Annotated in this window: 14 protein-coding genes and 1 pseudogene; 9 read left to right on the top strand and 6 right to left on the bottom strand. The window is 72.7% G+C overall.

The annotated features are described in order from the left end of the window. Positions 1-104 precede the first annotated feature (104 nt). Positions 105-863: an IclR family transcriptional regulator gene (locus O1Q96_RS16640; RefSeq protein ID WP_269248912.1), complete on the bottom strand. Its 759-nt coding sequence runs from the start codon at positions 861-863 to the stop codon at positions 105-107. Between the two features lie 297 nt (positions 864-1,160). Between O1Q96_RS16640 and O1Q96_RS16635 the strand changes: the two genes are divergently transcribed. Genes O1Q96_RS16635 through O1Q96_RS16620 form a run of 4 tightly spaced genes read left to right on the top strand, consistent with a single transcriptional unit; the run spans position 1,161 to position 6,761 of the window. After that, positions 1,161-2,666: an ABC transporter substrate-binding protein gene (locus O1Q96_RS16635; protein WP_269248911.1), complete on the top strand. Its 1,506-nt coding sequence runs from the start codon at positions 1,161-1,163 to the stop codon at positions 2,664-2,666. Between the two features lie 15 nt (positions 2,667-2,681). Next, on the top strand, positions 2,682-3,608 hold the full coding sequence (locus O1Q96_RS16630) for an ABC transporter permease (RefSeq protein WP_269248910.1): 927 nt from the start codon (positions 2,682-2,684) through the stop codon (positions 3,606-3,608). A gap of 14 nt (positions 3,609-3,622) precedes the next feature. Continuing rightward, a complete protein-coding gene (locus O1Q96_RS16625) occupies positions 3,623-5,743 on the top strand; it encodes a dipeptide/oligopeptide/nickel ABC transporter permease/ATP-binding protein (protein WP_269248909.1) in 2,121 nt (706 codons plus the stop codon). After that, positions 5,736-6,761, top strand: a complete 1,026-nt coding sequence (locus O1Q96_RS16620) for an ABC transporter ATP-binding protein (protein WP_269248908.1) — start codon at positions 5,736-5,738, stop codon at positions 6,759-6,761. The genes O1Q96_RS16625 and O1Q96_RS16620 overlap by 8 nt, the downstream gene beginning before the upstream one ends. A gap of 56 nt (positions 6,762-6,817) precedes the next feature. Here the strand turns inward: O1Q96_RS16620 and O1Q96_RS16615 are convergent, their stop codons facing one another. Beyond that, positions 6,818-7,582 (bottom strand): SIS domain-containing protein, encoded by a 765-nt coding sequence (locus O1Q96_RS16615; RefSeq protein WP_269248907.1) that lies wholly within the window; start codon positions 7,580-7,582, stop codon positions 6,818-6,820. Between the two features lie 245 nt (positions 7,583-7,827). Between O1Q96_RS16615 and O1Q96_RS16610 the strand changes: the two genes are divergently transcribed. Further along, a complete protein-coding gene (locus O1Q96_RS16610) occupies positions 7,828-8,712 on the top strand; it encodes a MurR/RpiR family transcriptional regulator (protein ID WP_269253619.1) in 885 nt (294 codons plus the stop codon). A gap of 109 nt (positions 8,713-8,821) precedes the next feature. Continuing rightward, a pseudogene (locus O1Q96_RS16605) lies at positions 8,822-9,841 on the top strand (glycoside hydrolase family 38 N-terminal domain-containing protein); the annotation flags it as partial. A 78-nt stretch (positions 9,842-9,919) separates the two neighbouring features. Here O1Q96_RS16605 and O1Q96_RS16600 read toward each other — a convergent pair. Further along, positions 9,920-11,179 (bottom strand): N-acetylglucosamine kinase, encoded by a 1,260-nt coding sequence (locus O1Q96_RS16600; protein ID WP_269248906.1) that lies wholly within the window; start codon positions 11,177-11,179, stop codon positions 9,920-9,922. Between the two features lie 147 nt (positions 11,180-11,326). Between O1Q96_RS16600 and O1Q96_RS16595 the strand changes: the two genes are divergently transcribed. Further along, complete coding sequence (locus O1Q96_RS16595) at positions 11,327-12,580, top strand: glycoside hydrolase 5 family protein (protein ID WP_269253618.1); 1,254 nt, start codon at positions 11,327-11,329, stop codon at positions 12,578-12,580. A gap of 99 nt (positions 12,581-12,679) precedes the next feature. Here O1Q96_RS16595 and O1Q96_RS16590 read toward each other — a convergent pair whose 3' ends face one another. Beyond that, positions 12,680-14,173: a glycoside hydrolase family 3 N-terminal domain-containing protein gene (locus O1Q96_RS16590; protein WP_269248905.1), complete on the bottom strand. Its 1,494-nt coding sequence runs from the start codon at positions 14,171-14,173 to the stop codon at positions 12,680-12,682. Between the two features lie 191 nt (positions 14,174-14,364). Here O1Q96_RS16590 and O1Q96_RS16585 point away from each other — a divergent pair, with 191 nt between their 5' ends. Together O1Q96_RS16585 and O1Q96_RS16580 are read left to right on the top strand one after the other, a co-directional pair. Next, complete coding sequence (locus O1Q96_RS16585) at positions 14,365-14,724, top strand: DUF779 domain-containing protein (RefSeq protein WP_269248904.1); 360 nt, start codon at positions 14,365-14,367, stop codon at positions 14,722-14,724. A gap of 82 nt (positions 14,725-14,806) precedes the next feature. Further along, on the top strand, positions 14,807-16,036 hold the full coding sequence (locus O1Q96_RS16580; protein ID WP_269248903.1) for a phosphodiester glycosidase family protein: 1,230 nt from the start codon (positions 14,807-14,809) through the stop codon (positions 16,034-16,036). A gap of 86 nt (positions 16,037-16,122) precedes the next feature. On the opposite strand, the gene O1Q96_RS16575 is transcribed toward O1Q96_RS16580, so the two are convergent. Next, complete coding sequence (locus O1Q96_RS16575; protein WP_151475394.1) at positions 16,123-16,317, bottom strand: hypothetical protein; 195 nt, start codon at positions 16,315-16,317, stop codon at positions 16,123-16,125. A 123-nt stretch (positions 16,318-16,440) separates the two neighbouring features. Then, complete coding sequence (locus O1Q96_RS16570) at positions 16,441-17,307, bottom strand: phosphatidylinositol-specific phospholipase C/glycerophosphodiester phosphodiesterase family protein (RefSeq protein ID WP_269248902.1); 867 nt, start codon at positions 17,305-17,307, stop codon at positions 16,441-16,443. Positions 17,308-17,424 lie beyond the last annotated feature (117 nt).

Raw genomic sequence — 17,424 nt, 5'->3', positions numbered from 1 at the left:
AGCAGTCCTCGTCTGTGGATGGGCGCACCTACGGGACGTACTCCCGAAATGCCTGTTTCATCCAGGAAACGGTGTGGGCCGGGGGTGCCACAAGGAGGGGGATTTCAGATAGTGAGCGAGAGGCCGCGGGTCACCCGGTCCGCGGCCGGGATCAGCCGCGCCCTGATCTCCTCCAGCCGGGAGAGCCGGCTCACCGGAAGCGAGACGCCGAGCGAGCCGAGCGTGTCCCCGCTGTAGACGGGCACGGCCACGCAGACGGTACCGAGGGCGTACTCCTCCAGGTCCGTGACGGCCGGGGCCACCGGGGAGGAGTCCAGGCGCCGGAGCAGTTCCGGCCGGCTGGTGATGGTCCGTGGCGTGAGGTCGGCCAGGCCGTGGCGGGAGAGGTAGTCCTCGCGGGCCTCGTCGTCCAGTTCGCGCAGCACGGACTTGCCCAGGGCCGTGGCGTGCCCGGCGTCCTCGAAACCCACCCAGAGGTCGACGCGCGGGGCCCGTGGGCCGTCGACGATCTCGGCGACCCTGATCTCACCCTCCTCGTAGAAGGTGAGGTAGGCGGCGGTCGCCAGGTCGTCGCGGAGCGCGGCGAGCGCGGGACGGATGCGACTGAGGAGCGCCTGCCCGCGGCCCGCGGTGCGCAGCGTCTGCACTTTGTCGCCCAGGACGAACCCGCCGTCCTCCAGCTTCCGCACATATCCGTCGTGGACCAGTGTCCGCAGCAGGTGGTAGGCGGTCGCCAGCGGCAGACCCGTCTCCCGTGCGAGCTGTTTCGCCGGCGCGCCGTTCTCGTGCGCGGTCACCGCCTCCAGCAGCCTCAAGGCTCGCTGGACGGACGCGATGAGCGTAGGCCCGTCGTGCGCACCCATGGGACCAGCGTGCGTCACGCGCACGGAGCGGGCAAGGCGGGCACCGCCCAGGAGAAGCCAGACACGTTCACATACATAGACGCACCGTCACAGCCGTACGAATGTCGGCTTGTTGCTGCACACCCCTTGACGCCTCCGACAAGGCCCACCCAATAATGATCGTCCACATATCTAAACCGCGTTCTCCATTGTGGACGGAGTCCCTGGTTGCGCTTGCGGAGGAACAGAACAGTGATCGGTCCAGGCCCAGTGCGCATCCGTTCCCACACCCGTCCACGCCGCAGACGCACCGCGGGCGTGCTCGCGTCGGCCCTCGTTCTGCTGGCCGCCCCGGCCTGCTCGGTGGCCGGCGCCGACCCCATCGGCGAGGGCCCCGACACCCTCCGTGTCGTCCTGCCCGAGGAGCCGCCGACCCTCGAACCCTGCGACGCCTCGCTGACCGCGACGGGCCGGGTCACGCGCTCCAACATCACGGAGGCGCTCACGGAACGCGATCCGTCCACCGGACGGCTGGAACAGGCCCTGGCCACCAAGTGGAAGCGCGACTCGCCCACCTCGTGGACCTTCACCCTGCGCGAGGGCGTCCGCTTCCACGACGGCTCCGCGTTCACGGCCGAGGCCGCGGCCTTCTCCATCGAGCGCGCCACGGAGTCGGACCTCAACTGCAACGTCGACGGCTACATCTTCACCGACAGCAAGGTCACCGCGACACCCGCCGGGGACACGACGCTCGAGGTCACCACCGCCGAACCGGACCCGATCCTCCCGCTGCGCCTGTCGTTCGTCGAGATCGTGCCCACCAGCACCGACCCCGACGCGAGGGTGCGCAAGCCGGTCGGCACCGGGCCGTACCGGATCGACGAGTGGAGCCAGGGCCGGTTCCTGCGCCTCAAGCGCTTCTCCGGCTACTGGGGCGAGGCCCCCGACTTCGCCGCCGCCAAGTACGTGTGGCGGGCGGAGGGCAGCGTGCGCGCGGCCATGGTCACCAACGACGAGGCCGACGTCGCGATCGGGCTCGCCCCGGAGGACGGCGCGGGCGACCGGGCGGTCGAGTTCACCACCAACGAGGTCTCGTACCTGCGGATGGACGCCACCAAGGCGCCGCTCGACGACGTCCGGATCCGACGGGCCGTCAATTACGCCATCGACAGGGAGGGTCTGGTCACGGCGGTCTTCTCCGGCCGCCCGAGCGGCCAGCTCGTGTCGAAGGGCGTCACGGGGCACAACCCGCGGATCAAGCCCTGGGCCTACGACCCCGAGCGCGCCAAGGCTCTCGTGGCCGAAGCACGCGCGGACGGCGTACCGACCGGCACCACCATCACCCTCATCGGCCGCAACGGCATCTACCCGAAGGCCGCCGAGGCCATGGAGGTGGTGCAGGACGGCCTGATCAAGGCCGGGCTGAAGGTCGAGATCAAGATGCTGGACGTCAACGCGTGGCTGGAGTACCTGCTGCGCCCCTTCCCCAAGGGAATCGGCCCCACCCTCCTTCAGGCACAGCACGGCAACCAGGCGGGGGACGCGGCCTTCACGATGGGCCAGATCTACGGCAGCAAGGGCGCGCAGAGCAGCTACGGGACGTCCGAACTCGACGCCCTGACGACACGGGCTCAGCTGGCGTCCGGCGACAAGCGGCAGAAGGCCTTCGCGGACGCGTTCGCCCACCAGAACGACGAGGTCGTACGGGACGCCGTCATGGCCAACATGACCGGCATCCTCGCTCTCTCCTCGCACGTCCGCTACCGGCCGGACTCGGCCACCAACGACGAGATGCGGCTCTCCGACATGCGCCGCGCGGACTGAGGGAGGAGCGGACCGATGTTCACCATGCTGCGCCGCCGTGCGCTCTCCAGCGTCATCCCCCTGCTGGTGGTGGTCCTGGGAGTGTTCTTCCTGGCCCGCCTCACCGGGGACCCGTCCAACCTGTATCTCCCTCTCAGCGCGACACCCGAGATGAGGGACGAGTTCGCCGCCCGCAACGGTTTCGACCAGCCGCTGCTCACCCAGTTCGGCGACTACCTGGTCCAGGTCGCCCACCTCGACTTCGGCGAGTCGCTGCGCACCGCGCAGTCGGCGAGCGAGACGGTGCTGCGGGCCTTTCCCGCCACGCTTCAGCTCGCCGGATGGACGATGCTGCTCGCCGTCGTGGGTGCCGTGGTGATCGGCAGCCTGGCCGCGTACCGCCCGAACTCGGCGACGGACCGCGTCGCGAGCTTCCTCTCCTCGACGGCCGCCAGCATCCCCGACTTCTGGTTCGCCATCATGGGCGTCCTGATCTTCGCGGTGACACTGGGCTGGCTCCCCACGTCCGGCACCGACAGCGCGGCGGCGTGGGTGCTGCCCGTGGCCACGCTGCTCGTCCGCCCGTTCGGCGTGCTGGTGCAGGTCGTGCGCGGCGCCATGGTCTCCGCGCTCTCCGCCCCCTACGTGAAGGTGGCCCGCAGCAAGGGCGCCCGCGAGTCGCGGGTGGTCTTCGGGCACGCCCTGCGCAACGCGGCCGCCCCCGCGCTCACCGTCGCGGGGGACCTCGCCGTCGGACTGGTCAACGGGGCCGTCGTCGTCGAGACCATCTTCGGCTGGCCCGGCATCGGCAAGCTCATGATCGACTCGGTGCTTCAGCGTGACTTCGCGGTGCTGCAGGCCGCCGTCCTGCTGACCGCCCTCGTGATCTTCGCTCTCAACATCCTCGTGGACGTCTGCCACGCGATCCTCGACCCGCGGGTCCGGCAGCGGGCGGCGGCGTGAGTCAAGGAAGAGACATGCACCGTAAGAACACCGTCCTCAAGGACGCGGACCACGACAGCGACGCGGGTCCCGGCACCGGCCGGGTGACGGCCCGGCGGAAGTGGCTCGCCCTGCTCCTCCAGGACAGGTTCGCCTGCGCGGCGGCTCTGGTCCTGCTGGCCGTCGGGGTGTGCGCCGTCCTGGGCCCGCTGCTCGTCGGTGACCTGGCGACGCAGCAGAACCTGCGCGATCCCGGCCGGTCGCCGTTCACCCTCGACCACGGCTGGGCCTTCGTGCTCGGCAGCGACTCCCTGGGCCGCCCCGTGGCCGCCCGGCTGATCACAGCGGCCGGGACCACCCTGTCCGTGGCGGTGCCCGCCGTGCTCTGCTCACTCGTCATCGGCTCGGTCTGGGGCATGTGGGCGGGCTATCACGGCGGCCGGCGCGAAAACGTGTCCCTGCGGATCGCCGACGTGATCCTCAGCTTCCCCTCCCTCCTGCTGGCCGTGGTCGTGCTGTACGTCTTCTCGCCGAGCGCCGCCAACATCGTGCTGGTCCTGGCCGTCGCCCGGATCCCCGTGTACCTGCGCACCGCGCGGGCCGAGTCCGCCGAACTGCGCAGCCGCCTGTTCATGGACGCGGCACGCACCTTCGGCACCGGGAGCTGGGCGGTCATCCGTCGCCACGTCGCCCCCACGGTGCTGCCCACCCTGCTCACCGTCGCCGCGCTCGACTTCTGCTTCGTGATGCTGACCGAGTCCTCGCTGAGCTTCCTCGGCATCGGCATCCAGCCGCCGGACGTGAGCTGGGGGCTGATGGTGGCGCAGGGGCGGCAGGAGTTGCAGAGCTCCTGGTGGATCGCGGTCTTCCCGGGCCTCGCCATCGTCATGACCACCGTGTCGGCGACCGTCCTCGCCGCCTGGGCCCGGCTGTCGACCGACCCGGGCCAGCGCTGGCGGCACGGCCTGCGACGCGGTGGCCGCCGCGGAGGGCCGCGCGGCCGCCCGGCGACCGAGGGCACGGGTGCCGTCCACGCCCCTGAGTCCGCAGCCCCGGGTGCCCACCACGGTCCGGATGCCGGCCCCGCCGCCCCCACGGCCGCCGACGTCGGGCCCGCCGCGGCCGTCCACACGGTTCCCCGCCCCCGTGAAGGGGCCGACGGGACCGCCACCGGCGCGCAGGACGACACCCTCGCCGTCGACGCCCTGTCGGTCGACATCCGTACCCCCGCCGGGTCCGTTCCCGTCGTGCGCGGGGTGAGCTTCGCCGTGCGGTCCGGGGAGACGCTGGCGCTGCTGGGCGAGTCAGGATGCGGCAAGAGCATGACCGCCCACGCCGTCGCGGGGCTGCTCGACCCGGCCGCCCAGGTCGTGGGCGGGCAGGCCCGGCTGGAGGGTGAGGACCTGCTGGCGCTGGGTGCCCGGGCCAGGCGCAAGCTGGCCGGCCCCGGTCTGGCCATCGTCTTCCAGGACGCGCTCAGCGCGCTCAACCCGGTCCAGACGGTCGGGGCGCAGCTCGCGGAGCCGTTCCGCATCCACGAGAAGATGTCCCGGCGCGCCGCGAAGGCCAGGGCGGTCGAGCTGATGGAGCGGGTCGGCATCCCGGAGGCGTCCTCGCGCGCCGACGCCTACCCGCACCAGTTCTCCGGCGGCATGCGCCAGCGGCTGCTGATCGCCATGGCGGTCGCCCTGCGGCCGAAGGTGCTGCTCGCCGACGAGCCCACCACGGCGCTGGACGTCACCGTGCAGGCCCAGATCATGGACCTGCTGCGCGAACTGCGCGGCGAGCAGCGGATGGCCCTGGTCCTCATCACCCACGACCTCGGACTCGTCGCGGAGCACGCGGACCGGGTCGCCGTCATGTACGCGGGCACGGTCGTGGAGACCGGCCCGGTGGGCGAGGTGTTCGGCAAGCCCAACCACCCGTACACCCGGGGCCTGTTGGAGTCGGTACCGGCCGAGCAGCACAAGGGTTCCCGGCTGAGCTCCATACCCGGGAACCCGCCCGACCCACGCTCCGTGCCCTCCGGCTGCGCCTTCCGGCTGCGCTGCCCGATGGCCCGCGACCTGTGCGCCACCCACCGGCCCGAACTGGCCGGCACCGGAGCCGGACGCGCCGCCGCCTGCCACTTCGCGAAGGAACTGGCCGATGCCTGAGCCCGGAACACCCATGCTGGAGGCCACCGGCCTGGCCAAGACCTTCCCGGTGCCGCGTACCGCGAAGGGCAGCACCGGACTGCGGGCCCTCGCGGGCGTGGACCTGACCCTCGGCCGCGGCGAGACACTGGGCCTGGTCGGCGAGTCCGGCTGCGGCAAGACCACGCTCGCCCGGGTCCTGCTGATGCTGGAGAGGCCCGACGAGGGAACCGTACGGTTCGACGGAGTGGACCCGTTCTCGCTGTCGGGGGCGAAGCTGCTCGCCTGGCGGCGCAAGGTGCAGATGGTCTTCCAGGACCCGTTCGGCTCGCTCAATCCGCGGCTGTGCGCGGCGGACCTGATCGGCGAGCCGTGGCGCACCCATCGCGACCTGGTGCCCGCCCCGAAGCGGGCGGCGCGCGTGGCCGAACTGCTGGAGATGGTGGGGCTGCGCGCCTCCGACGCGCGCCGCCATCCCCAGGAGTTCTCCGGCGGGCAGCGGCAGCGGATCGGCATCGCCCGCGCCCTCGCCCTGGAACCCGAGGTCATCGTCTGCGACGAGCCGGTCTCCGCGCTGGACCTGTCCGTCCAGGCGCAGGTGCTCAACCTGCTGGGCGATCTGCGGGACGAGCTGGGCCTGTCGTACGTGTTCATCTCGCACGACCTGTCCGTGGTGCGGCACGTCGCCGACCGCGTCGCCGTGATGTACCTCGGCAAGATCGTGGAGACGGGCCCGGCGGAGGATCTCTTCGAACGGCCCCGGCACCCCTATACGGCGGCTCTCCTGTCGGCGGCCCCGTCGCTCGCGGCCGGGCGCGGGGCGAAGCGGGAGCGCATCCTGCTCACCGGTGAGATCCCGTCCCCGGCCGACCCGCCGTCCGGCTGCCGTTTCAGAACGCGGTGCTGGCGTGCGGAGGACATCTGCGCCGAGGCCGTCCCCGCGGCGCCCCTCGCGGCGCCGCACCACACGGCGGCCTGCCACTTCCCGCTGGAGGAGACACCCGTGGCCGCGGCGGCGCCCGGAACCGGGGCTCTCTGAGCGCGGCGCGCGCCGGGGCGCTCAGCGGACCCGGCGCGCGCTGCCGTCGGCACGTGTCAACTGGCCGTACGCCGGATGCGGCCCGCGTACCTCGTCTCCAGTTCCAGGTTGCCCTCGAAGCCGCCGGGCACGTTGGCGGAGACGTAGACGGGCGGTCGCAGTCCGTCGGCGAGCAGCCGCGCGGCCGTGTCGGCGACGGTCATCTGGACGAGCATCACCCCGGTGAGGGTGGACAGGGCGCAGACGGCACCGCCGCCGGGGAGTTCGAGGAGGGCGTCGCCCCGCGGAGCGGCGTTGTCCAGGACGACGTCGGCGATGTCGGCGAGCTTCTTCCCGCTGGGGTGGGAGGCGGGGACGGCCCGTGTGTGGGCCAGCGAGGTGATGGCGAGGACCTGGTGGCCCCGCTCCTTGGCCCGCAGCGCCATCTCCACGATGACGTTGTTGACGCCGGAGTTGGAGATGATGACGAACAGGTCCGCCGGTTGCGGCCCGGCGAGGTCGTAGAGCCGTTCGGCGACGCCCGGCCTGCGCTCCAGGAGCGGGTCGTCCAGGACGCTCGGGTCGTCGCCGCCGTACAGGACGAGGTCGGCGATGCTCAGCCGGTTGGTGGGGACCAGCCCCCCGGCGCGTCCGGCGAGTTCGAGGACGAGGGCCTGGGAGTGCCCGGTGCCGAACGCCTGGATGACGCCGTCCGTGCGCACGCACCGGGCCAGCAGTTCGGCGGCCCGGCCCACCGCGTCCCGGGAGGACGCGGCGATACGGTCCAGGACGTCCAGGCCCTGGCGTGCGTATCCGCCCGCGTTCACAGAGTCGACGGTCACGCGGCACTCCCCACCGGTGGATGAAACCACCATTCTCCATGAGCTTGCTTGAATGAATAAACCATAGGCCACGAACGTCGGGCAACGGGGCTCCTCCGCGCCCTTGCCGCGGCTGGGCGTGACGGGCCTTTCGGTCCTGATATTCAATCTGCGGGACGGTCGGTGGCTGATACATTCGCAGCTGCACTGCAGGCACCACCGAGGAGATCGGGAATCCCATGGAACGGACCGGCGCCGGCAACGGAATGCCCCCGACGGACGTCACCTCGCTGATCCGCACGGAGCTGCCCCGGCTGGCCGGCTCGCTGCGGAAGGTGGGCGAGCTGATCCTGGAGGATCCCGCGGCCGTCACCCACTCCTCCGCCGCCGAGCTCGGGCGCCGCACCGGCACCTCGCAGGCCACGGTGACCCGGTTCTGCCGCGCCATCGGCCTCGACTCGTACCAGCATCTGCTGATCGAACTGGCCCAGGAGCGCGGCCGCGGCGAGGTCTCCGACTGGGGCAGCGCGGAGATCGGCCCCGACATCTCCCCGGACGACGACCTGGAGCGGGTCGTCACCGTCGTCGGCAGCGCGGACCTGCGCGCGGTCCAGCAGACGATCGACCGGATCGACCTCGACGCACTGGAGCGGGCGGCCCAGGCCGTCGCCCGCGCCCGCCGTATCGACGTCTACGGAGTCGGCGGCAGCGGCGCGGTGGCCCAGGAGACCGAGACCCGGCTGTTCCGCATCGGCTGCTCGGTCCGCGGCTGGACCGAGGTGCACGCCGCGACCACGTCGGCGGCGCTGCTCACCCCGGCGGACGTCGCCATCGGCATCTCGCACTCCGGGGCGACCCGAGAGACCATCGAGCCCTTCGAGGTCGCCAAGGAGCGCGGCGCCACCACCGTGGCACTCACGGCGGACCCGAAGTCGCCGCTCGCCCGGACCGCGGACATCCGTCTCGTCTCCTCCTCCTCGGAGACGAGTTTCCGCACCGGCAGCATCGGCGCCCGGCACTCCGTCCTGGTGCTCATCGACTGCCTCTACGTGCGGGTGGCCCAGCTGTCGTACACCCGGGCCAGTGCCTCACTGGCCCTGACCGACCACATCGCCGGACAGCACGCGGTGAAGACCCGCCGCACGCGCTAGGCCCACCGGGAATGTATGGATGAACCACCGAGAAGCTCGATGGATGGTTGTTTGAATCATCCTCTCGGTGCCACGATGGGGCTCCGCCGAGCACCCTCGTAGGAGCCCCATGCGTGTGATCTCTGTCGAGTCGACCGAGCTCTTCGTCGGAACCGCCGAGCAGCCGCACCAGGTGGTGGCCGTCGAACTGGGCCACTCCCCCGGCCGGACCGTCCGCCTCACGGTCGAGGGCCCCGGCGTCGCCGGAGAGACCCGCGCCACGGCGGCCGACGACGGCACCGTGCGCGCCGAGACACCCGTACTCAGCAGTCTGGCCCCCGGCGAGCGCCGCACCATCACGGTGACCGCGACCGACGAGCGCGACGCCTCTCAAGTCGCCGTGCACACCGACGAGTTCACCGCGGCCGAGACCGGCTGGACCATGTTCATGGTCAGCCACTTCCACTACGACCCCGTCTGGTGGAACACCCAGGCCGCGTACACCGAGACCTGGGACGTCGCCGACGACCCGGCCGTCACGGGCCTGCCGGCCCGTACCTTCGACTCCCGCGGCCAGTCCGGGATGAGTCTCGTGCGCGCCCACTGCGATCTCGCGCGGCGCGATCCGGCGTACACCTTCGTGCTGGCGGAGGTCGACTACCTCAAGCCGTACTGGGACTCCTTCCCGGAGGAGCGCGCCTTTCTGCGGGAGTTGCTGCGCACCGGCCGTGTCGAGATCATGGGCGGCACCTACAACGAGCCGAACACCAACCTCACCGGCGCCGAGGCCACCATCCGCAACGCCGTCCACGGGGACGGTTTCCAGCGCGGCGTCATGGGGGCCTCGCCCGAGACGGCCTGGCAGCTGGACGCCTTCGGGCACGATCCGCAGTTCCCGGGCCTGATGGCCGACGCGGGTCTGACCTCCAGCTCGTGGGCGCGCGGCCCCTACCACCAGTGGGGCCCCACTCTCTCCGTCTTCGGCGAGGAACCCCGTGACCCGAAGCGGATGCAGTTCCCGGCCGAGTTCTCATGGATCGCGCCGTCGGGACGCGGGCTGCTGACCGCGTACATGGTCAACCACTACGGCGCGGGCTGGGCCATCGACAACGCGCCGACGCTCCCCGAGGCGCGGGCGGCGGCGTTCAAGCCGTGCTGCCGGTGCCGTGCCGGCCGCCGGTGGGGCTCGTTGCGGGTTCCGCGGGTGCGGGCGGGAGGACGGGGCCGGTCAGGTGGCCGGAGCTGAGGGTGCCGGGCGGCCGTGCCCCAGCCGGGCGAGGGCCACGGCGCCCCGGCAGCCGTCCGCGACCCAGTCGAGCCGCAGGCCGAGCTCCCGGAGGCGCTCGCTCAGGGGGACCGTCAGCGGCCCGTCCGGGCCGAGCAGTCCGCCGGTGGCGACCAGGGGCTCGCCGGGGCGGGGCTCCAGAGCGCGGACGGTGTCCAGCAGATGGTCCACCGCCTCTTCGAGAATCGCCTCCGCGACGGGGTCCCCGGCCCGGGCGGCCTCGGCCACCAGCGGGGCGAGCCGGGCGAGAAGGATCGGCGGCCCGGCCATGACGGCGGGCAGCAGATGCATGCGGTACGCCTCACGCCGGTCACGCGCCCACACCGGCTCCACCGGAATCCGCCTGGCTCGGCCGGCGCCGGGTCTGTCTTCAGCGCGGCAGCCGTCGGTGCGGCGGTCCCCGGCGCGGACGCCACCCTCCGCACGGGCGCCTTCGCCCAGGCCGCCCTCGCCGTGAACGGCGGCGGCGTGGCCGGGAGCACTGCGCTCCGCGTCGCCGTGGGCGTCTTCGCCCTCGGTGTCACGGGCGGGGTCGGCGGGGGTGGGGTCGGCGGCGCGTTCCGCAGGTGGGCGGGCCTCCGGCGGCACCTCCAGTGCCCGGCCGACCATGTCGGCCAGCGCGGTGGGGGCGCCGCGTCCGTCCGCCATGCGCAGCGCCGCCCGTACCGCGCTGCGGCCGATCCAGAATCCGCTGCCGTCGTCCCCGAGCAGCCAGCCGTCGCCGTCGACGGTGACGCAACAGCGGCGGTCCCTGATACGGATCGCGACCGCGCCGGTGCCGGCCACCAGGGCCAGACCGTCGGCCGGCGCCCCGGGAGCGGAGGCGAAGGCCGCCTCGATGTCGCTGCTGACGCCGATCGAGCCGGGCGCGATGCCCAGGCGCCGCAGCGCGGCGGTGAGCGCGGCCAGGGCGTTGAGGCGTCCTGGCTCGTCGGGAGAGGTCTGCGCGGCGCCCGCGAAGCCTCCGGCCACGGCGACGACCCGCGCCCGCGCCCGCTCCGGCACCGCCCCGGCAATGGCTTCGGCCAGGTGGTCGGTGAGCCGCGGCACCGGGACGGTGAGGGCGTTGCCGGGCCCGGCGGCGCCCTCGCGGAGCACACGGCCGTCCGCGGCGGCTGCCAGGACGGCTCGGGTACGGGTGCCGCCGGCGTCCAGGCCCACCACGAGATCCTGAGCCAGATCCTGGTTCAAATCATTGTTCATCGCCGACCATGGTGGTTGATACATTCGCCGAGAACAAGCCCCGACCGCGCGTCGGGACGGGATTCCACCCTTTTCCGCCCCCGCCCCCTTCCCCTCCCACTCCTTCAGCGTTCGCACTCCCCCAGCCGGGACTCCGAGGAGGACTCCATCAGCGCTTCACCCGCGTCCGCACCCCGCTTCGGCGTGAACTACACACCCCGCCGTGGCTGGTTCCACTCCTGGCACGACTTCGATCCGGCCCACGCCCGTGAGGACCTGGCCCGGATAGCCGGGCTTGGCCTCGACCACGTGCGCGTCTTCCACCTCTGGCCGCTCCTCCAGCCCAACCGCACCCTCATCCGCACCACAGCGGTCGATCAGCTCGTGCGGCTCGTCGACCTGGCGGCCGAGGCGGGTCTCGACGTCCTCGTGGACGGCGTGCAGGGCCATCTGTCGAGCTTCGACTTCTATCCGGAGTGGACCCGCGGCTGGCACCACCGCAACGTGTTCACGGATCCCGACGCCGTCGAGGCCCAGGCGGAGCTGCTGCGCGTCCTCGGCCGTGCGCTCGCCGGCCGGCCCCACCTCATCGGCCTCCAGCTCGGCAACGAGCTCAACAACCTGGTCGAGCACAACCCGGTGACGGCCGGCGAGGTGGACCACTACCTCGACACGCTGCTCGCGGCCGCCCGGGACGGTCTCACCACCACCGGCGCGAGCGCCACAGCGCCCCGCCACCTGGTCACCCACTCCGCGTACGACGCGGCCTGGTACGGCGACGACCACCCGTTCACCCCCGAGGCCTCGGCCCGCAAGGGGGATCTGACCACCGTGCACCCGTGGGTCTTCTCCGGCGACTGCGCGCGCCGCTACGGCCCCCGCTCCACCGAGGTCCTGCACCTGGCCGAGTACGGCGTGGAGCTGGCCACGGCGTACGCCGAGGACACGGCACGGCCCGTCTGGGTGCAGGAGACCGGCGCGCCAGAGCCTCACATCCCGGCCGCCGACGCCCCGGGGTTCGCCCGCGCGACCGTGCTGAACGCCGCCGGGTGCGCGGGGCTGTGGGGCGTGACCTGGTGGTGCTCGCACGACGTGGACCGCTCGCTGGCCGACTACCCGGAACTGGAGTACACGCTGGGCCTCTTCGACTCCGCCGGCCGCGCCAAACCGATCGCCGCCGCGTTCTCCGAGGCCGTCGCCGAGGTTCGGGCCGCACCCCGGCCCGGGCAGCGTCACACGGCCCTGGTACTCGACTGCACCCCCGCCACCCGGTCGGTCTCGGGCCCGGGCGGCAGGTTCTTCGAGGCCTGGATGCGTCTGCGCGAGCGGGGCGTGCGCCCGGCCGTGGTCCTGGCCTCCCGGGCGGACGATGCCACGCACCTCGCGGCCCGGGGCATCACGGAGCTCGTACGCGACACGTGAACGCGACGGAGCGGTCGGAACACGACACACGGGACGGCAGGAAGACGGGCGGTGGAGCGCCCGAGAGCGGACCGGGTGCGGCAGTGGGAGGGCCGGGGCTCAGCGGCCCGCCAGTACCTCCGCCGCCGCCCGCAGGTTGACCCGGCCCCGCCCGTACGAGCAGAGGCTGTCCCCGTCCTCCGGCAGCCCGGTGGAGACCCGGACGGCGTCCGGCCGCCGGGCGAGGAGGGCCGATCGGAAGCGGTCCTGCCAGGGGTGCAGGCCCGCGTCGCAGGTGGCGATGACCAGTGGCGAGCCCTCCGCCCACCGCAGGATCCCGGCGACGAGGGCCGCCGGCTCCGACGGCTCTCCGGTGACCGCTGTTCCCGAGGCCGTGGGATCGACGGCGCGCAGTTCGGTGAGCAGGTCCTCGCCGCCCCAGTTGAGCGCGGGGTGCGGCGGCGGGAACAGGTCGACGACGTGGGCTCCGGTCACGGGCGCCGGCGCGGGCCGGCCGCGCACGGCCCGGCGCGCCGCCTCCTGTCCGGCCCCGGTGTCCCAGCCGGCGACCGTGCCCGGGTCGACAGGATCCGCGTACCGCTCGAGGAGCCGCCCCACGCGCCCCGCGGCCTCCAGCACCCGTTCCTCGGGCAGCACGCCGGCGCGCAGCGCGCCGAGTACCGCGTCCCGGCAGGCGAGGGTGGTCTCCAGGTCGGGTACCGCGACGATCACCTGGTCGGCACCCGCGGCGAGCGCGATGCGGGCTCCCGCCGCCTCGCCGTAACGGTCGGCGATCGCCTTCATCTCCAGCGCGTCGCTGACCAGGACCCCGTCGAAGCCGAGCTCGTCGCGGAGCAGATCGCGCAGGATGCGGCGGCTCAGCGTCGCCGGGCGGTTGGGGTCGAGCGCCTGGAAGACGACATGGGCGCTCATCAGCATCGGCACGCCCGCGGCGACGGCCTCGCGGAACGCCTCGAGGTCGGGCAGGAGCTCCTCGTACGACCGCGGGTCGACGGCCGTGTCGTGGTGGCTGTCGGTGACCGTGCCGCCGTGGCCGGGGAAGTGCTTGGCGCAGGAGGCGATACCGCGCGCCTCGGTGGCGGTGATCCAGGCCCGCAGATGGCGTCCGGCTAGCCCGGGGTCGCCGCCGAAGGACCGGGTGCGCACGATCGGGTTGTCCGGGTGGTGCTGGAGGTCGGCGACCGGGGCGTACGAGGCGGTGATGCCGAGGGTGGCGAGATGCCCTGCCAGCGTGTCGGCGCAGCGGGCGGTGAGCTCCGTGTCGTCGACGACACCGAGGGCGAAGTTCCCGGGGCCGTCGGGAGCGCCCGCGCCCACCAGGTGGCCGATGCCGCCGCCCTCGTTGTCGATGGCCACGAGCAGGTCGGGGCGTATGGCCCGCAGCTCGTCGGTGAGCCGGCGCACCTGCTCGGCGTCGCGCACGTTGCGGGTGAAGAGGATGACGCCGCCGAGACCCCGGTCGATGAGCCGCTTGAGGGTGTGGGGGACGCTCGCGGTTCCGTCGAAGCCCGCGACGAGGCAGCGGTGGGCGGCTTCGTCCAGGTCGACGGGCAGCGCGGAACCGTCGTACGCGGCGAGCACGGTGTGGATCACGGCGGCTGTCCTCCGATCGGATGATGCAAGCCACCAAAACATAACCCCAAGGTGAATCAATCAACCAGCCTCGGTGTCATACGCAGCGATCTCCCGACGGGGCGCTGACGCGTGTGCGCCGACTCGGTAGTGTCCGCCGCAGCGGTCACGACCTGATCCGGTACGCCCATAGCGACGAGGAGTGATGGACAGTGCCCTCTTCCGCCCCACGCGTGGAGCTGACACCCGCAGCGGCCGAGCTGCTGCGACGACTGCGAGCCGTCCACGGTCCGCTGATGTTCCATCAGTCCGGAGGCTGCTGCGACGGCAGCGCGCCCATGTGCTACCCGGAGGGCGAATTCAGGACCGGCGACTCCGACGTCCTGCTCGCCTCGCTGGCCGTCGAGGGGGTCGAGGAGCCGGTCACGTTCTGGATGTCGCGGAGTCAGAACGAGGTGTGGAGCCACACCCGGCTGATCGTGGACGTGGTCGAAGGCAGGGGCAGCGGCTTCTCGCTGGAGGCACCCGAAGGGGTACGTTTCCTGACCCGTTCGCGTCTCGTCGGCACGTAGCCGTCGTCACGGCACCCGCTCTGTGGTGAACTCCCCTGTGTCCTGGGCTATTTGAGGAGACAGCGGAGAGAGCAGGGGCAGCGTGACACGACGCACCGGACGACTCAGAACCGCACTGACGGTCTTCGCGGCATGGAGCGCGCTGGCCGGTGCCACTCTCGCCGGGGCGGCGCCGGCCAGCGGCGCACCGGCCTTCGGCCGGCTCGCGCCGGGCGTGCGCTACGCGGAGTTCGACATCCCGGCCGCCAGGGGTGTGGCGCACGCACATGTACTCAGCATCGATCTCGGCAACCCCCGGGTGAGCGTCGATCTGCTCCACCCCGGCGCGGTCGCGGCCCGCGCCCCGATCTCGCGGCTGGCCGACGCGCAGGGCGCCGTCGCGGGCGTCAACGGCGACTTCTTCAACATCACCGAGACCCAGCACCCGGGCGTCGAGGCGACCGGGGCGTCCGTCGGCCCGGCCGTCGCGAGCGGGCGCACGACCAAGGCGGCGGTCCCGGACGGGCAGCGCTTCGGCCCCGCCCTGCCGCCCGGCACGAGCACCGAGGACGTACTCGGCGTGGGTACGGACCGCAGGGCCCGCCTCGACGCTCTGGCCCTCGACGGCTCGGTCGTGACCGGCGGGACACGGCTGCCGCTCGGCGGCCTCAACCAGTACGCCCTGCCCGTCGGGTCCGTCGGCGCGTTCACCTCGGACTGGGGCCGGGCCTCCCGCGTGCGGGCCACCTGCGGGACGGACACCGATCGCGCCGCGCCCTGCAGCACGGACACCCACGAGGTGACGGTCCGGGACGGCCGGGTCGTGTCGTCGGCCGGGGTCCCCGGCAGCGGAACCATCGCGTCCGACACCACGGTCCTGGTCGGCCGGGAGGCGGGCGCCCAACAACTGCGGAAGCTGTCCGCGGGCGAGCGGGTCGTGGTGCGGCACCGGCTGGTGGCCGCCGCGTCGAAGATCCCGTACCACTTCGCGGTCGGCGGCTATCCGGTCCTGCGGGGCGGCAGGCCGCTCGCGGGGCTCGACGACGTCACGTCGGCGGTCCGGACCGCGGCGGGCGTCTCGGACGGCGGCACCCGGCTGCTGCTCCTGGCGCTGGACGGGGCACCCGAGTTCCGCAGCGGGCTGACCATCGCTGAAGTCGCCGACACCATGCGGCAGCTGGGTTCCGTGGACGCGTTCAGCCTGGACGGGGGCGGCTCCACCACGCTGGCCGCCCGGGAGCCGGGGTCGACGGCCGCGACCGTGCGGAACCATCCCAGCGGCGGGGCCGAACGCCCGGTACCGAACGGGATCGGCGTGTTCTCGCGGTCCTGAGACACCCCGGCGCCGCCCGGCGGCCCCGTATGCCACAACCGTGCGTCGCACCGGCGTACGGGGCGGCCGCTCGGCTCACCGGCGGCTCAGGGCCTGAGGCTGCTGACGATGTCGGCGGTCGCCGTGAGCCCGTTGTGGATGGTCGGCGCCATGCTGGTGCTCGCAAGGTAGAAGCCGAGCAGGACGCAGACCACGGCGTGCGAGAGCTTCAGCGCGCCGTTGCGCAGGAAGACCACCGCCAGGATCACGAGCAGCAGTACCACTGAGATGGAAATGGCCACCGTCAACCTCCTCCGCCACGTCCACACCGCGGCTTTCGGCCGCAAGTGTGGCGTAGCGGGAGGTTCGTCCGGGCGGCTGACGTGTCCGCCGAACGTGTGTTGACTGCGTGTGGAAGCGCTGGGCTACGCCCGCGGGCGGGCGTCCAGGAAGGCCTGGAGGCCCGCGAGGTCATCGGTGTTGAGGTGGTCGACGTCCGCGGCCAGGAGTTCACCCCACAGCGCGTCTCGGGCGGGACCCGCCAGGTCCGGTGTGGCCCAGAAGCGGACCTTCTGGCCACGGGAGTGCGCCGTCGAGACGATCGCGCGCAGCTTCTGCCGTTCGGCCTCGGGGAAGGCGCCGACGCCCCGCCAGGTGAAGTTGAGCGTCCAGTTGTCGCTGATCAGCGGGATGAAGGAGGCCGGGGCCGGCACGGGAGCCAGCAGGTCGAGGAGCCGGCCGTCGTAGAAGGCGCGCCGCACGGTCTGGGCCTCCATGGGCGCCCGGGCGGCGCGGTCCCCGGAGATCACGGCCGTCACCGGGCCGGGCAGGACCCGGCCGTGGGCGTACGTGGTGAACAGGTGCCGGTAGCGGCGCAGTCGGCGGTCGAGTTCGAGGTAGGTGGACGAGCCCTCGGTCTTGATGTCGATGAGCAGTTGGAGCGGCCTGCGGTGGCCCCGGTACACCGAGCCGCGGTTCGCCTTCACCCGGGCGGCGAGGGGGTTCAGGTAGAGGGACTCCAGGGTGCGGGCCGGGTCGAGCTCCACCGGGTCGTGGGCGACGAGGAGTTGGCCGTCGACGAGGAAGATGTCGGCCTCGACGCTGCCGAAGCGGTGGCCGAGCGCGTCGAGGAGGGGCCGGGGGTGGAGGTAGTCGTTGTGCGCGTGGGCACGCCACAGCGGGCGCGGGCGGTGCCTGCTCTCCGTCGCCTGCGCGTGGGCGGGCACAGCGATGCCGCCCGCCAGACCGGCGGCGAGGGTGGTGAGGGCTCTGCGTCGGGTGGTGAAAACCATGTCTGCCTCCCTGGGAGTGCCGTACGGGGCCACGGACGCGCCCCGGCCGGGCGAAGACGGGACTGGGGAGAGTATGGGGCGCCGACGTGCCCAAGGAGCAGGGCCGTGCGGGGAGTT

The organism is Streptomyces aurantiacus, assembly GCF_027107535.1.
Lineage (GTDB): Bacteria > Actinomycetota > Actinomycetes > Streptomycetales > Streptomycetaceae > Streptomyces.
This window is presented reverse-complemented; position numbering and strand designations above follow the sequence as displayed.

What these genes read in the sequence shown, in the direction of transcription:
- O1Q96_RS16640 (WP_269248912.1), bottom strand. Translation starts at nt 863, where the DNA reads ATGGGTGCGCACGACGGGCCTACGCTCATCGCGTCCGTCCAGCGAGCC.
- O1Q96_RS16630 (WP_269248910.1), top strand. Translation starts at nt 2,682, where the DNA reads ATGTTCACCATGCTGCGCCGCCGTGCGCTCTCCAGCGTCATCCCCCTG.
- O1Q96_RS16625 (WP_269248909.1), top strand. Translation starts at nt 3,623, where the DNA reads ATGCACCGTAAGAACACCGTCCTCAAGGACGCGGACCACGACAGCGAC.
- O1Q96_RS16620 (WP_269248908.1), top strand. Translation starts at nt 5,736, where the DNA reads ATGCCTGAGCCCGGAACACCCATGCTGGAGGCCACCGGCCTGGCCAAG.
- O1Q96_RS16610 (WP_269253619.1), top strand. Translation starts at nt 7,828, where the DNA reads ATGCCCCCGACGGACGTCACCTCGCTGATCCGCACGGAGCTGCCCCGG.
- O1Q96_RS16600 (WP_269248906.1), bottom strand. Translation starts at nt 11,179, where the DNA reads ATGAACAATGATTTGAACCAGGATCTGGCTCAGGATCTCGTGGTGGGC.
- O1Q96_RS16570 (WP_269248902.1), bottom strand. Translation starts at nt 17,307, where the DNA reads ATGGTTTTCACCACCCGACGCAGAGCCCTCACCACCCTCGCCGCCGGT.